Origin of the sequence: Streptomyces sp. NPDC006872 (genome assembly GCF_040635845.1) — a bacterium.
Taxonomy (GTDB): domain Bacteria; phylum Actinomycetota; class Actinomycetes; order Streptomycetales; family Streptomycetaceae; genus Streptomyces.
The window spans coordinates 1-14,954 of record NZ_JBEYIL010000017.1; the positions used below are offsets into that span (position 1 = coordinate 1).

11 protein-coding genes are annotated in these 14,954 nt (G+C 70.9%); 8 read left to right on the forward strand and 3 right to left on the reverse strand.

The features are described from left to right. Positions 1-135: 135 nt before the first annotated feature. Positions 136-1,854, reverse strand: coding sequence for a lytic transglycosylase domain-containing protein (locus ABZ725_RS38425; RefSeq protein ID WP_358807045.1), 1,719 nt, complete (start codon positions 1,852-1,854; stop codon positions 136-138). Between the two features lie 335 nt (positions 1,855-2,189). On the opposite strand from ABZ725_RS38425, the gene ABZ725_RS38430 reads away from it, so the two are divergent. Beyond that, the gene (locus ABZ725_RS38430; RefSeq protein WP_358807046.1) at positions 2,190-3,062 is read left to right on the forward strand and encodes a DUF4184 family protein; all 873 of its coding nucleotides are present in this window, start codon (positions 2,190-2,192) and stop codon (positions 3,060-3,062) included. On the opposite strand, the gene ABZ725_RS38435 is transcribed toward ABZ725_RS38430, so the two are convergent. Both ABZ725_RS38435 and polA read right to left on the reverse strand, forming a co-directional pair. Then, on the reverse strand, positions 3,028-3,426 hold the full coding sequence (locus ABZ725_RS38435; RefSeq protein WP_358807047.1) for a hypothetical protein: 399 nt from the start codon (positions 3,424-3,426) through the stop codon (positions 3,028-3,030). The two genes, ABZ725_RS38430 and ABZ725_RS38435, sit on opposite strands and share 35 nt — an antisense overlap. Before the next feature lie 206 nt (positions 3,427-3,632). Then, a complete protein-coding gene (gene polA, locus ABZ725_RS38440; protein WP_358807048.1) occupies positions 3,633-6,359 on the reverse strand; it encodes a DNA polymerase I in 2,727 nt (908 codons plus the stop codon). 221 nt (positions 6,360-6,580) lie between these two features. Between polA and ABZ725_RS38445 the strand changes: the two genes are divergently transcribed. The 7 genes from ABZ725_RS38445 to ABZ725_RS38475 all read left to right on the forward strand — a co-directional run bounded on the left by ABZ725_RS38445 (position 6,581) and on the right by ABZ725_RS38475 (position 14,953). Further along, positions 6,581-8,860 (forward strand): FdhF/YdeP family oxidoreductase, encoded by a 2,280-nt coding sequence (locus ABZ725_RS38445; RefSeq protein WP_358807049.1) that lies wholly within the window; start codon positions 6,581-6,583, stop codon positions 8,858-8,860. A 49-nt stretch (positions 8,861-8,909) separates the two neighbouring features. Next, entirely contained in the window at positions 8,910-9,398 is a 489-nt protein-coding gene (locus ABZ725_RS38450; RefSeq protein WP_358807050.1) for a hotdog fold thioesterase, read from the forward strand. Between the two features lie 73 nt (positions 9,399-9,471). Further along, positions 9,472-9,900 (forward strand): hypothetical protein, encoded by a 429-nt coding sequence (locus tag ABZ725_RS38455; protein WP_358807051.1) that lies wholly within the window; start codon positions 9,472-9,474, stop codon positions 9,898-9,900. Next, positions 9,897-10,565 (forward strand): Tat pathway signal sequence domain protein, encoded by a 669-nt coding sequence (locus tag ABZ725_RS38460; RefSeq protein ID WP_358807052.1) that lies wholly within the window; start codon positions 9,897-9,899, stop codon positions 10,563-10,565. The genes ABZ725_RS38455 and ABZ725_RS38460 overlap by 4 nt, the downstream gene beginning before the upstream one ends. A gap of 287 nt (positions 10,566-10,852) precedes the next feature. Then, positions 10,853-12,079: a branched-chain amino acid ABC transporter substrate-binding protein gene (locus tag ABZ725_RS38465; protein WP_351910909.1), complete on the forward strand. Its 1,227-nt coding sequence runs from the start codon at positions 10,853-10,855 to the stop codon at positions 12,077-12,079. A gap of 112 nt (positions 12,080-12,191) precedes the next feature. Continuing rightward, positions 12,192-13,124 (forward strand): branched-chain amino acid ABC transporter permease, encoded by a 933-nt coding sequence (locus tag ABZ725_RS38470; protein WP_351910910.1) that lies wholly within the window; start codon positions 12,192-12,194, stop codon positions 13,122-13,124. A gap of 5 nt (positions 13,125-13,129) precedes the next feature. After that, positions 13,130-14,953, forward strand: coding sequence for a branched-chain amino acid ABC transporter permease (locus ABZ725_RS38475; protein WP_358807053.1), 1,824 nt, complete (start codon positions 13,130-13,132; stop codon positions 14,951-14,953). Position 14,954: the final 1 nt, after the last annotated feature.

A 14,954-nucleotide genomic window follows, 5' to 3' on the forward strand; every position in this document is an offset into this window, starting at 1 on the left:
TCCCGTACGGCTCACGGAACATCGCGGTCTCGGAGGCCGAGGCCCATCTGCGGCGACTGGTGAAGCAGGGGCACGCGGAGGCGGTGACCGGGAGCTCCGGAGAGGGGCGCCGCCGCCGTCGTGGTGCGGGAGCGGTTATGAAGCGGGGGCCGTCGACTCCGACTCGGTGGGCGTGTCGCTCGGCGTCGAGGTCGGGGCGGCCGTGACGGTCAGTTCGACCGTGAGGGTCGCTCCGCCGGTGGTGGTGATGCGCAGCACGTACGTGCCGGCGTTGTCGTCGGCGTACAGCTGGGGCAGCTGCAGCAGGCCGCTTGCGTCCGTCTGCAGGTTCAGCGTGCGCACGGCATTGCCGGCGGCGTCCTTGAAGTAGGGGCCGCTGTCGCCGGCGCTCGTGTCGCCGGCCGAGTTGAGCAGGGTGGCGGTGGCCGCGACCTTGCCCGCCGCGGCGCCCTGGTACGTGGCCTTCACCCCGACCTGGTCGGCGAACTCGCCGCCGGCGGTGCAGGTCAGCGCGGTGCTGCCGGTGGCAACGAGGGCGTCGGCGGCGCGGGCGGTGACCGTGGCCCGGTAGTCGACGGCGGAGAGCGTGCGGCCGACGAGCGTGGCGCGGACGATGAAGTCACCGGTGTCCTCGCCCGCCTTGAGCGCGGGCGCGAGGGCGACGCCCTTGCTGTCGGTGACGATCGTCGCGACGCTCTCGCCGCCGGCGAAGACGGCATCCGTGTCGCCGACGATGGTGAAGCGGATCCTGACCTTGGCGACGGTCTTGCCGGCCGCCGTCTCCGCGCGGGCGGCGATCTGCTCGGCGAACGTGTCGCCCGCCATGGCGGTGAGGCTCGCCGCGCCCGAGGCCTCCAGGTGGTCGACCGTGTCGGTCGGCGTGGGCGTCGGGGTCGGGGTGGCGGGGGGCGTGCTGGGCTTGCTGGGCACGCTCGGAGTCGACGGGGAGGTCGGGGTGCCGGGCGTCGACGGGGTGGACGGCGAGGTGGGCGTGGAGCCGGTGTCGTCGTCGCTGCGGTTGCTCGGCACGGTGCCGGTGCCGTCGGGGATCGCGTGCGTGCCCTTGCGGTAGTACTCCAGCCACGACAGGACGGTGTTGAGGTAGTCCGTCGAGTTGTTGTAGCTGAGGATCGCGCTGCGCATCCCGGACGTGGTGGACATGTCCCAGTCGTAGCGGCACAGGTAGTGGCCGGCGGCGAGCGCGGCGTCGTAGATGTTGTTGGGGTCCTTCTTGCCGTCGCCGTTGCCGTCACGGCCCGCCCACGCCCAGGTGGAGGGGATGAACTGCATGGGGCCCACGGCGCGGTCGTAGGCGCTGTCGCCGTCGTACGCACCGTTGTCGGTGTCGCTGATGTTGGCGAAGCCGTTGCCGTTGAGGACCGGGCCGAGGATCGGCGTGATCGTGGTGCCGTCGGCGGTCACGTTGCCGCCGCCCGCCTGGCCCGACTCGACCTTGCCGATGGCGGCGAGGAGTTGCCAGGGCAGGTTGCAGCCCGCCTTGGACTGCGCGAGCGCCGCCTCGGCCTTCTTGTAGGCGTCCAGGACGGTGGCGGGGATGCCCGCCTCGCTGCTGCCGGCGGCGGCCGGGGTGGTGGTGGCGGAGCTCGCGCTCGGCGCCGGGGCGGGGGTGTTCAGCGGCGGCAGGTCCGTGTAGTACGGCGAGTTGCCGGTGGCGCTGCCGCTCGTGCCGGGGTCCACGGAGTCCGCGGACGGGACATCGGCGGCCGTCTGCCTGCCCTGACTGTCGGCCGTGACGTCCGGTGCCTGGGACGCGGCCAGAGCCGCGACCACCAGTGCGGCCACGGTCGTGTTGACCGCTCCTTTGCGCAGTCTCGTGCCGATATGCGCCGACATGAAGTGAACCCTCCCGTGGGACGCCTAACGCCCGTCTACGTCTGCACCCTGTTGTTGCCGTTGCCACGCTGGTGCGGTGCTGCTCTTGTGACGATCAACCCACCCCGGAGGTTGCACCCGTGGGCGGTTTGCACTGTTCTGTTGTGTTGTTCGATGTGCCGCGCAGACACGGCGACCCAGGCGACCCTACGACAACTTCTTTTGCACCGGCACCCGTTCGAGCGCCGTTTTCACCGACTGGTCACGCGCCGTTGGCCGGGAACCGACGCCCGCATACTGGACGTCTTCGATCACCGGGCCGCCCGGCCCGCCAACGTCCGCCTCCGGGAGCCCTGTTGCCGTTCACCCTGAGTCACGCCGCGGCCGTGCTGCCCGCGCTCCGCGTCGACGGCACCGGCCGCGGACGGCTGGTGCCGGCCGCACTCGTGGCGGGCTCCTTCGCTCCCGACATGACCTACTACGCGGCGAGCTTCCTGTCCGGGGCCATGGAGTTCGGCGACGTCACCCACTCCTTCCCCGGCGTGTTCACGGTCGACGTGCTGGTCGCCTGGGCGCTGGTGGGGCTCTGGCTGCTGGTGCGCGAACCGCTGACAGCGCTGCTGCCACGGGGCCGGCAGGGCCGGACGGCGGCCCTGACCCGCTGCGGAACGCCACGCGCGCGTGTACGGCCGTCCACAGTCCTGTGGTGGTACGTCTCGGCGGCTCTCGGCGCCCTGACCCACGTGGTGTGGGACGCCTTCACGCACCTCGACCGCTGGGGCATGCGGCTGTTCCCGGTCCTCGGCGAGCAGATCGCCGGCTCACCGCTGTACTGGTACCTGCAGTACGGGGGTTCGGCCGTGGCCGCCGTCGTGATCGCCGCGTTCGTGACGTACGCGCTGCGCCGGACGCCCGCCGCCGAGCCGGTGGGCGTCCCGCTGCTGTCGGTACGGGACCGCTGGTGGGCCGGCGCCCTGATCGGCGGCTGCGCGCTGGTCGCGGCGGTGCGGCGGGCCACGCGGTGGTGGGACTACTGGGGCTCGCGCGGGGCGAAGCCGTGGGAGTTCATCCCGACGCTGTGCTTCGGGGCGGGCGCCGGGCTGGTGCTGGGGGTGCTGCTGTACGCCGTCGGCGTGCGGCTGTGGCGCCCGGCCGCCCGGGGCGGCTCGGCGGGGCCGCCGCAGCCGGAGAGGGTCAGCGCGCAGCGGAGCCGTCCGGGCGTTCGGTGAAAGGCGTCACGGTCGCGACGAAGACGGGGATGCGGCGGACCGTGCGGGCCGTACGGGGCCTGGGGAGCCGGCCCAGGACGCCGACGGCGAGTGTCAGGAAGCCGCGCGCCGCGTCCGCCCACAGACGCCATCTGTCGCCCCGGGGCAGCAGCCGGGTGAGGGCGGCCGGGCAGCGCAGCCGCGCGGCGGCCGCGCGCAGGACCGTGACGGGGGTTCTCGGGACGCGGGGCGCGGCGGCGGCGGGCGCGAGTGCCGGGCGCGGTCGCCGCCGGCGCGCCGCGCCGGGGTCGACCTGTGTGTCCGCGGTGGCCGTGGCGTGCACGCGTGCGTGGGCCTTCCGGCGGTGAAGCATGCGTATACCCATGGCGGCATCCTGGCGGGCCGCGGTGGGGAGAGGCTTGTTCTCGGGGGCCACGCGGGTGAGGGCCCTTCGGGGGATGACCAGGGGTGACGACCCGTCCCGCAGGGCGCAGGCCCCTTGCTGCGGGACGTGAAGGGGGCCCTGCCGCTGCCGACAGGGCCCCCTTCACCAGGCCTGAGACATGACTCCCGCCCGTCCGCCGCCGCGGGCTAGTGCGCCGCCGACTCCCAGTCGGGGCCCGCGCCGACCGACACGTCCAGCGGGGCCTTGAGGTGGACGGCTGCGGGCATCTCGCGGCGCAGCAGTTCCTCGGTCGCCGCGCGCTCGCCGGGGGCGATCTCCAGGACGACTTCGTCGTGGACCTGGAGGAGCATGCGGGACTTGAGGTCCGCCTCGCGCAGTGCCGCGTCGACCTTGAGCATGGCGATCTTGACGATGTCCGCCGCCGTGCCCTGGATCGGCGCGTTCAGGGCCATCCGCTCGGCCGCCTCGCGGCGCTGACGGTTGTCGCTGTTGAGGTCGGGCAGGTAGCGGCGGCGGCCGAACAGCGTCGCCGTGTAGCCGGTCGCGCGTGCCTCGTCGACCGCCCGGCGCAGGTAGTCGCGTACGCCGCCGAAGCGTTCGAAGTAGGCGTCCATCAGGGCGCGGGCCTCGCCCGCGTCGATGTTGAGCTGCTGGGACAGGCCGAACGCGGACAGGCCGTAGGCCAGACCGTAGGACATCGCCTTGATCTTGCGGCGCATCTCCGCGTCCACCGCGGCGGGCTCGACGCCGAACACCTGGGAGGCGGCCGTGGTGTGCAGGTCCTCGCCGGAGGTGAACGCCTCGATGAGGCCTTCGTCCTCCGACAGGTGGGCCATCACCCGCAGTTCGATCTGGCTGTAGTCGGCCGTCATCAGCGACTCGAAGCCCTCGCCGACGACGAAGCCGCGGCGGATCGCCCGGCCCTCGTCCGTGCGGACGGGGATGTTCTGCAGGTTCGGGTCCGTCGACGACAGTCGGCCGGTCGCGGCGACCGTCTGGTTGAACGTGGTGTGGATACGGCCGTCGGAGGCGATCGTCTTGATCAGGCCCTCGACGGTGACGCGCAGCTTCGCCTGCTCCCGGTGGCGCAGCATGATCACCGGCAGCTCGTTGTCCGTCTGCCCGGCGAGCCAGGCCAGGGCGTCGGCGTCGGTGGTGTAGCCGGTCTTGGTCTTCTTGGTCTTGGGCAGGCCCAGTTCGCCGAAGAGGACCTCCTGGAGCTGCTTGGGCGAGCCCAGGTTGAACTCGTGCCCGGCCGCCGCGTGCGCCTCCTTCACGGCCTGCTGGACGGCGCCCGCGAACATCTGCTCCATGGCCTCCAGATGAGCCCGGTCGGCCGCGATGCCGTGCCGCTCCAGACGGGCCAGGAGGGCGGAGGTGGGCAGCTCCATGTCACGCAGCAGGTCGGTCGCGCCGACCTCCTCCAGACGGCCCCGGAAGGCCTCGCCGAGGTCGACGATCGTGCGGGCCTGCACCATCAGGGCCTCGGCCTCGGCGCCGTCGTCCGCGCCGAAGGCGAGCTGGCCGTCGGCCGCGGCGGCGGGCGCCAGCTCGCGGCCCAGGTACTCCAGGGACAACGCGTCCAGGTCGAAGGAGCGGCGGCCCGGCTTGACCAGGTAGGCGGCGAGCGCGGTGTCCATGAAGACACCGGCGACGGACCAGCCGTGCTCGGCGAAGACACGCATGGCGCCCTTGGCGTTGTGCAGGACCTTGGGGCGGTCCTCGGCGGCGAGCCAGGCCGCCCACGCGGTCTCGTCGGCCTCGTCCAGCTCCGTCGGGTCGAACCAGGCCGCCGCTCCCGCCGCGGCGGCGAGCGCGACCTCGGCGACCGAGCCGGCGCCCAGCGCCCAGGTGTCGACGGTGGCGACGCCGAGGGTCTCGGCGCCGTGCTCCGCGAGCCAGCCGGCCAGCTCGCCCGTGCCCAGCACCGTGCCGTCCAGCTCCACCCCGCCGGTGGCCACCGGGGCCGTCTCGGCCTCCTCGCCGCCCGGGTCGACGGCGAGCAGCCGCTCGCGCAGCGAGGGGTTCCTGATCTCCAGGGTGTCCAGGACCATCGCGACGGCCGTGCGGTCGTAAGGGGCGCGCTCCAGGTCGGTGACCGCCTTGGGCAGCTCGACGTCCTTGACCATCTCGGTGAGCCGGCGGTTGAGCTTGACGGCCTCCAGGTGGTCGCGCAGGTTCTGCCCGGCCTTGCCCTTGACCTCCTCGACGCGCTCGACCAGCTCCGCGAACGAACCGAACTGGTTGATCCACTTCGCGGCCGTCTTCTCGCCGACGCCGGGGATGCCCGGGAGGTTGTCCGACGGGTCGCCGCGCAGCGCCGCGAAGTCGGGGTACTGGGCGGGCGTCAACCCGTACTTCTCGACGACCTTCTCCGGGGTGAACCGGGTCAGCTCGGAGACGCCCTTCGTCGGATACAGCACCGTGGTGTGCTCCGACACCAGCTGGAAGGAGTCCCGGTCGCCCGTGACGATCAGCACCTCGAAGCCCTCGGCCTCGGCCTGCGTGGCGAGCGTGGCGATGACGTCGTCGGCCTCGAAGCCGTCCACCGCGAACCGCGAGACGTGCATCGCGTCGAGCAGCTCGCCGATCAGCTCGACCTGCCCCTTGAACTCGTCCGGCGTCTTGGAACGGTTCGCCTTGTACTCGGTGAACTCCTCGGAGCGCCAGGTCTTGCGGGAGACGTCGAAGGCGACCGCGAAATGCGTGGGCGACTCGTCGCGCAACGTGTTGGCCAGCATCGAGGCGAAGCCGTAGATCGCGTTCGTCGGCTGGCCCGTCGCGGTGGTGAAGTTCTCCGCGGGCAGCGCGAAGAACGCGCGGTACGCCAGCGAGTGCCCGTCCATGAGCATCAGGCGCGGGCGGCTTGCGCCGGAGGGGGTGTCGGTCTTCTTCGCTGCTGTCTCTGCCACGCCCCCGATCCTGCCACGCCCCACTGACACTCGGCCCCGGCCACCGCGACCCACCCCGCTCCCGCACGGCTCCCCGCCCGCGCGGGACCGGCCCGCGCAAGCGATGTGCACGCAGGTGAGCAAACCCACAGGAGATCGTTGTCGGCGCCACGTGCGAGGATCGGACAGGTACCGCATTCACCGCGGGACGGCACTCACGGCAGGTGTAAGGAGAGCGTGCGATGGCTACGAAGCCGCCCAAAGCCGATCCGGTCCAGGACGCACCGCAGATCGCCGAGCCCAAGCACGCGGCGGCAGGCCTGCCGGCCGTCGGGCACTCCCTGCGGATCGCCCAGCAGCAGATGGGCGTGAAGCGCACCGCGCTGACGCTGCTGCGCGTCAACCAGAAGAACGGCTTCGACTGCCCCGGCTGCGCCTGGCCCGAGCCCGACCACCGGCACGCCGCGGAGTTCTGCGAGAACGGCGCGAAAGCGGTCGCCGAGGAGGCGACGCTGCGCCGGGTCACCCCCGAGTTCTTCGCCGCGCACCCCGTCGCCGACCTCGCCGGCCGCAGCGGCTACTGGCTGGGCCAGCAGGGCCGGCTCACGCACCCCATGTACCTCCCCGAGGGCGGCGAGCGCTACGAGCCGGTCACCTGGGAGCGCGCCTTCGACATCATCGCCGAGGAGAGCGCCGCCCTCGCCTCCCCCGACGAGGCCGTCTTCTACACCTCGGGCCGCACCAGCAACGAGGCCGCGTTCCTCTACCAGCTCTTCGCGCGCGAGCTCGGCACGAACAACCTGCCGGACTGCTCCAACATGTGCCACGAGTCCTCCGGCTCGGCCCTGTCGGAGACCATCGGCATCGGCAAGGGCAGCGTCCTGCTCGAGGACCTCTACCAGGCCGACCTGATCATCGTCGCCGGGCAGAACCCGGGCACCAACCACCCGCGCATGCTTTCCGCGCTGGAGAAGGCCAAGGCGGGCGGCGCGAAGATCATCAGCGTCAACCCGTTGCCCGAGGCGGGCCTGGAGAAGTTCAAGAACCCGCAGACCCCGCAGGGCATGTTCAAGGGCGCCTCCCTCACCGACCTCTTCCTGCAGATCCGCATCGGCGGCGACCAGGCCCTCTTCCGCCTCCTCAACAAACTCGTCCTCGAGACCGAGGGCGCGCTCGACGAGGCGTTCATCGGCGAACACACCCACGGCTTCGAGGAGTTCGCCGAGGCGGCCCGCGCCGCCGACTGGGAGGAGACGCTCACCGCGACCGGCCTCACGCGCGCGGAGATCGAGGAAACCCTGCGCATGGTGCTCGCCTCCGAGCGCACCATCGTCTGCTGGGCCATGGGCCTCACCCAGCACAAGCACTCCGTGCCGACCATCCGCGAGGTCGTCAACTTCCTTCTCCTGCGCGGCAACATCGGCCGCCCGGGCGCCGGCGTCTGCCCGGTGCGCGGTCACTCGAACGTGCAGGGCGACCGCACCATGGGCATCTTCGAACGGCCCGCCCCGGCCTTCCTGGACGCCCTGGAGAAGGAGTTCGGCTTCGCGCCCCCGCGCGAGCACGGCTTCGACGTCGTGCGCGCCATCCGCGCGCTGCGCGACGGCGAGGCGAAACTCTTCTTCGCCATGGGCGGCAACTTCGTGGCCGCCTCTCCCGACACCGACGTCACCGAAGCGGCCATGCGCCGCGCCCGGCTGACCGTGCACGTGTCGACGAAGCTCAACCGCAGCCATGTCGTCACGGGCGCGCGTGCCCTGATCCTGCCCACCCTCGGACGCACCGAGCGCGACCTCCAGGGCGGCGGCGAGCAGTTCGTGACCGTCGAGGACTCCATGGGCATGGTGCACGCCTCCCGCGGCCGGCTCGCGCCCGCGAGCGCCCACCTGCTGTCCGAGCCGGCCATCGTCTGCCGCCTCGCGCGGCGCGTGCTCGGCGAGGACAGCAAGGTGCCGTGGGAGGAGTTCGAGAAGGACTACGCGACGATCCGCGACCGCATCGCGCGGGTGATCCCCGGCTTCGAGGACTTCAACGCGCGCGTGGCCGAGCCGGGCGGCTTCACCCTCCCGCACGGCCCTCGCGACGAGCGCCGTTTCCCCACCGCCACCGGCAAGGCCAACTTCACCGCCGCCCCGGTCGAGTACCCGGAGCTGCCCGAGGGCCGCCTGCTGCTGCAGACGCTGCGCTCGCACGACCAGTACAACACCACGATCTACGGCCTGGACGACCGCTACCGCGGCATCAAGAACGGCCGCCGGGTCGTCCTGGTCAACGCCGAGGACGCACGCGCGTTCGGGCTCGCGGAGGGCTCCTACGTGGACCTGGTGAGCGAGTGGAGGGACGGCGTGGAGCGGCGGGCGCCCGGCTTCCGCGTCGTGCTCTACCCGACCACCCGGGGCTGCGCGGCCGCCTACTACCCGGAGACGAACGTGCTGGTCCCGCTGGACGCCACCGCGGACACCAGCAACACCCCGGCCAGCAAGTCCGTCGTGGTCCGTCTGGAACAATCGTCCACCGACTGAGCGTTTGCTCAGTGACGCTGGACTGGATCGACGAACGGAGCCGGGCCCCATGGGCGAGCAGCAGCACGTGAAGTTCCCGCAGGAAGTCATCGACGAGTACGCCGCGCTCGGCGTCGACATCCTCGCCCTGTTCTCCGCCGGACACCTCGGCAACCGCATGGGCGTGCAGATCGTCGAGGCCGCCGCGGACCGCGTCGTCGGCACCATGCCCGTCGAGGGCAACACCCAGCCCTACGGACTGCTGCACGGCGGCGCCTCCGCCGTCCTCGCCGAGACCCTCGGCTCGGTCGGCGCCATGCTGCACGGCGGCAGCTCCAAGATCGCCGTCGGCGTCGACCTGAACTGCACCCACCACCGCGGGGCCCGCTCCGGCCTCGTCACCGGCGTGGCCACCCCCGTGCACCAGGGCCGCTCCACGGCGACGTACGAGATCGTCATCAGCGACGAGCAGGGGCGACGCGTGTGCACCGCGCGGCTGACCTGTCTGCTGCGGGACGTACGGGCCGGCGACGGGGCGAACGTCCCTGCGGCCGGCTGACGACCCGGCGCCCCGACAGGCCACGCGCGCGCAGCCGTTGCTCCTCAGCGGCCCGACAGCCTAGCGTCGAGGCATGACCACGGGACGGGCCCCAAGGGCGGGAGCGGCGGCACGGCTGCTCGGACCGGCACTGCTGGCGGGGGCGTTGGCGACCGCGACCGGCTGCGGCGGCGCGTCCGGCGACAGCACGGCCGCCCGCACCCCCTCCCCGCCCCTGTCCCCGTCCCCGTCCTCTTCCAGCGCCTCGCCCGAGGAGTTGTGCACACGCATCGTCGCCCACTGGGCGCGCGAGGTCCTGGACGGCACGACCTACGGGGACTACCAGTCGATGGGACTGTCCAACGGGCAGTACGACATCCTGCGGACCGTCGTGGACGCCGCGCGGGCCGCCAAGAAAACCCAAGGAGCCGACGCCGCAGGCGAGTTGATCGACCGCGAGGCACGCGAGGGCTGCGCCGACCGGTACCGCTCCGGCGGCCCCGACGAAGGCCCCTGGCAGTGAGCGGCGTCGGCCCCGTGGAGCCCGGCGAGGGCACCCGCGCGTGGGACACCCCGCAGCCGCCCGACCCGCACCGCGACCCCGACTCACTCGACTCCCCCGACGCGCAGTCCCCAACTCCCTTCAGCCGCGCCCTCGCACGCCTCACCCGCTTCCACAGCGCCCACCGCCGAGCCGTGCTCGCCGCCCTCGCCGCCGCGCTGCTCCTCGCCGGCGGCGGCTACCTGTACGCGACCCGGCCGCACGACGCCGAACCGGCCGCCCCCGCACCGCCGTTCCCGTCCCAGACCGTGGACGTCAGCTACCTCGGCGAGATCGCCGTACCGCCCGGCACCCGGCCGCGCACCTTCGCCTTCGAAGTGCTGCTCTCCGTGGACTCGGGCCCGCCGGTCACCCTGACACGGCTGGCCCAGCCGTACGCCGGGCTCACCCTGACCTCGGCCCCGTCGGCGCCGTTCAGGACCGAGGAGGGCGCGGCGCGCAAGATCGTCGTCACCATGCATGTGACGGAATGCGGGAAAGCGCCGAGGAACGTCGGACTGCCTTTCCTGGACGTAACTCTACGTAATGCACGCGCAATACAGGACCACAGTTTCATCCTGGGCCCGCGCTATGCGCACGACCTCTCCGAAGCCCTACAGGTCGCCTGCGGCAACGAATCCGCGTAATTACCAAAACGCCTGAGACACCTGAACCCGCCTGGGTTCATCCTGCACTTTCTCACCATGCGGACAGGGCGAATCGGCCTGAATTCAGCCGTTCCACCCACCACGTACCGCTCTGCATTACCTCGTGTCATAACAAGAGAGTCACAGCATGGGTCAGACCCTCCTCCCCGTAACCCCCACCCGCTTAGAGTCACGCCCAGTCACCGCGCGGCTGGAATACCCCTTCGGCCAGACGCTCGACTCGGCCTCTTCCAGGGGGGAGGGCCGCCCATGGAAAGGACTGGAACGTGCGTCAACGTTCGCTCATCGCCATCACCGCCGCGCTGTCCGCCGGAGCTCTCACCCTGACCGCCTGCGGTTCGCGCGACAGTGACGACAAGGGCTCCGACAGCGGCGGCACCACCGTCACCATCGGCGTCGACGCCCCGCTCACCGGCGACCTGTCCGCGCTGGGCCTCGGCATCAAGAACTCCGTCGACCTCGCCGTCAAGACGGCCAACAAGCAGAAGTACGTCGACGGCGTCACCTTCAAGATCGTCGCCAAGGACGACCAGGCGCAGCCCTCCGCGGGCCAGCAGAACGCCACCGCCCTCGTCGCCGACAAGAGCGTCCTCGGCGTGGTCGGCCCGCTGAACTCCTCCGTCGCCGAGTCGATGCAGAAGGTCTTCGACGACGCCAAGCTGGTCGAGATCTCCCCGGCCAACACCAACCCGGCGCTCACCCAGGGCACCGACTGGGCGACCACCAAGAAGCGCCCCTACACCTCGTACTTCCGCACCGCGACCACGGACGCCATCCAGGGCCCGTTCGCCGCGCAGTACGTCTTCAACGACGCAAAGAAGAAGAAGGTCTTCGTCATCGACGACAAGAAGACCTACGGCGCCGGCCTCGCCGCCACCTTCACCGCGGAGTTCAAGAAGCTCGGCGGCACCATCGCCGGCACCCAGCACATCAACCCGGACAGCAAGGACTTCTCCGCGGTCGCCACCCAGGTCAAGAACTCCGGCGCCGACGTCGTCTACTACGGCGGCGAGTACCCGCAGGCCGGCCCGCTCAGCAAGCAGATCAAGGCCGCCGGCGCCAAGATCCCCGTGGTCGGCGGCGACGGCATCTACAGCGCCGACTTCATCAAGCTCGCCGGCGCCACCGCCACCGGCGACCTCGCCACCTCCGTCGGCGCCCCCGTCGAGGAACTGGCCTCCGCCAAGGAGTTCGTCGCCAACTACAAGACCGAGGGCTACAAGGAGGCCTACGAGGCCTACGGCGGCTACTCCTACGACTCCGCCTGGGCGATCATCGAGGCCGTCAAGAAGGTCGTCGACGACAACAGCGGCAAGCTCCCCGACGACGCCCGCGCCAAGGTCACCGCAGCCGTCCAGAACGTCTCCTTCGACGGCGTGACCGGCAAGGTCTCCTTCGACGAGTACGGCGACGCCACCAACAAGCAGCTCACCGTCTACGCCGTCGAGAACGGTGCCTGGAAGGCCGTCAAGTCCGGCACCTACACCGGCTGACCCACCACCCGCACCACAGCTGAGCCGCGCGGGGCGCTGTTCCACAGGCGCCCCGCGCGGACTCACATCCGGCCCCCCGTCGAAACATCCGAACCGTCTCGGAGGACATGCGGTGAACGAACTGCCGCAGCAGCTGGTCAACGGCCTGCTACTGGGATCCATGTACGGGCTTGTCGCCATCGGCTACACAATGGTCTATGGCATCGTCCAGCTCATCAACTTCGCCCACGGCGAGATCTTCATGACCGGAGCGTTCGGCGCTCTCACGGTCTATGCCTACATACTCCCCGACGGCACATCCATGGCCATCGCCCTGCCACTGATGCTCGTCGGAGCCGTGATGGTCTCCGTGACCGTCGCCGTGGGAGCGGAACGGTTCGCCTACCGTCCCCTCCGCAACGCACCCCGCCTCGCCCCGCTCATCACCGCCATCGGCCTCTCCCTCGCCCTCCAGCAAGCCGTCTGGGCCTGGTACCCCGAAGCCAAGTCCGCCCGCGTCTTCCCCCAGATCGACGGCGGCCCCTTCGAAATCGGCAACGTCACCATCCAGACCGGCGACGTCTTCCTGCTCATCGCCGCCCCCATCAGCATGGCCATCCTCGGCTACTTCGTCATGAAGACCCGCACCGGACGCGGCATGCAGGCCACCGCCCAGGACCCCGACACCGCCAAACTCATGGGCGTCAACACCGACCGCATCATCGTGGTCGCCTTCGCCCTCGGCGCCACCTTCGCCGCCATCGGAGGCGTCGCCTACGGCCTCAAATACGGCCAGATCTCCTTCACCATGGGCTTCCTCCTCGGCCTCAAGGCCTTCACCGCAGCCGTCCTCGGCGGCATCGGCAACATCTACGGAGCCATGATCGGCGGCCTCGTCCTCGGCATCGCCGAAACCCTCGCCACCGCCTACATCGCCGACATCCCCGGCATGAGCCAGTTCGGCAGCAACGCCTGGGCCGACGTCTGGGCCTTCGTACTCCTCATCCTCGTGCTCCTCCTGCGGCCCCAGGGCCTGCTCGGCGAGCGCGTCGCGGACAGGGCGTGACACCGATGACGACACAGACCACCACCGCCGAAGCGCTCGGCAAGACCGCTTCCGCCCCGGCCGGCCTCATCGGCATCCCGGCACCCATCGCCCGCGCCCTCGCCACCGGCGGCGCCATCCTCACCATCATCTCCACCTTCCTCGCCTGGACCTGGACCAGCGCCTTCCCCGGCGACCTCACCGTCTACGGCTACCCCGGCGGCCTCCAGGTCCTCGTCCTCATCGGCGGCGCCCTCACCACCCTCTTCGCCCTCGCCTCCTACGGCGTCAAGGGCCTCGGCTGGCTCATCCCCGCCGGCGCAGACGGCGCCATCAAACTCGCCGCCCTCGCCACCTTCGCCACCAGCTGGTACACGGTCATCGCGATCAGCGCCGACCTCGGCGGCATCGTCAACCTCGAAATCGGCGGCTACCTCGTCGCCATAGGCAGCCTCGCCGCCTTCCTCGGCGCCCTCGCCCTGCCCTTCGAGCACCCCGAAGCCGACCCGATCGACCCCGACGACACCCCCTGGGAACACCGCAGGCACAAGGCCACCCACCAGTGGGACACCGTCAAGGCCGCCTTCGCCACCGGCACCCCCAAGCCCGTCGGCAAGCTCCCCTCCTACGCCGAGATCCTGATCATCGTCGCCGTACTCGCCCTCGGCCTCACCGTCTTCACCTACGGCATCGGCACCGAGTACGACGAACTCTTCGTCGGCTTCCTCATCACCGCCGGATTCGGCTTCGCCGCCCTCAGCAAGTCCGGCCTCGTCGCCCAGGCAAGCCAGATCACCGCCCGGCACCAGAACATCACCACCTGCGGCGCCTTCGTCGCCGCCGCACTCTTCCCCTTCACCCAGACCGACGACCAGTACGCGACCGTAGGCGTCTACATCCTCATCTTCGCCACCGTCGCCCTCGGCCTGAACATCGTCGTCGGCCTCGCCGGACTCCTCGACCTCGGCTACGTCGCCTTCCTCGGCGTCGGCGCCTACGCCGCCTCCCTCGTCTCCGGCTCCCCCAGCTCCCCCTTCGGCGTGCACTTCCCGTTCTGGGCCGCCGCCCTCGTCGGCACCGCCGCCTCACTCGTCTTCGGCGTCCTCATCGGCGCCCCGACCCTGCGACTGCGCGGCGACTACCTCGCCATCGTCACCCTCGGCTTCGGAGAAATCTTCCGCATCACCGCCAACAACCTCGACGGCACCTCCGGCCCCGACATCACCAACGGCTCCAACGGCATCTCCTCCATCCCGAACCTCAACATCCTCGGGTTCGACTTCGGAGCCGTCCACGACATCGCCGGATTCAGCATCGGCCGCTTCGCCAACTACTTCTTCCTGATGCTGATCATCACCGCCATCGTCGTGACCGTCTTCCGACGCAGCGGCGACTCCCGCATCGGCCGCGCCTGGGTCGCCATCCGCGAAGACGAGACCGCCGCCCTCGCCATGGGCATCAACGGCTTCCGCGTCAAACTCATCGCCTTCGCCGTCGGCGCCTCCCTCGCCGGACTCGCCGGCACCGTACAAGCCCACGTCACCTACACCGTGACCCCCGAGCAGTACGTCTTCGCCGGCCCCATCCCGCCCAACTCCGCCTTCCTGCTCGCCGCAGTCGTCCTCGGCGGCATGGGCACCATCGGCGGCCCCCTCATCGGCGCCTCCCTGCTCTTCCTCATCCCCAACAAGCTCCAGTTCCTCGGCGACTACCAGCTCTTCGCCTTCGGCCTCGCACTCATCCTGCTGATGCGCTTCCGCCCGGAAGGCATGATCCCCAACCGGCGCCGCCAGCTCGAGTTCCACGAAGACGCGGAAGCGCCCACCGTCCTCACGAAGGCAGGGGCCTGAC

What these genes read in the sequence shown, in the direction of transcription:
- ABZ725_RS38425 (WP_358807045.1), bottom strand. Translation starts at nt 1,854, where the DNA reads ATGTCGGCGCATATCGGCACGAGACTGCGCAAAGGAGCGGTCAACACG.
- ABZ725_RS38435 (WP_358807047.1), bottom strand. Translation starts at nt 3,426, where the DNA reads ATGGGTATACGCATGCTTCACCGCCGGAAGGCCCACGCACGCGTGCAC.
- ABZ725_RS38445 (WP_358807049.1), top strand. Translation starts at nt 6,581, where the DNA reads ATGGCTACGAAGCCGCCCAAAGCCGATCCGGTCCAGGACGCACCGCAG.
- ABZ725_RS38450 (WP_358807050.1), top strand. Translation starts at nt 8,910, where the DNA reads ATGGGCGAGCAGCAGCACGTGAAGTTCCCGCAGGAAGTCATCGACGAG.
- ABZ725_RS38455 (WP_358807051.1), top strand. Translation starts at nt 9,472, where the DNA reads ATGACCACGGGACGGGCCCCAAGGGCGGGAGCGGCGGCACGGCTGCTC.
- ABZ725_RS38475 (WP_358807053.1), top strand. Translation starts at nt 13,130, where the DNA reads ATGACGACACAGACCACCACCGCCGAAGCGCTCGGCAAGACCGCTTCC.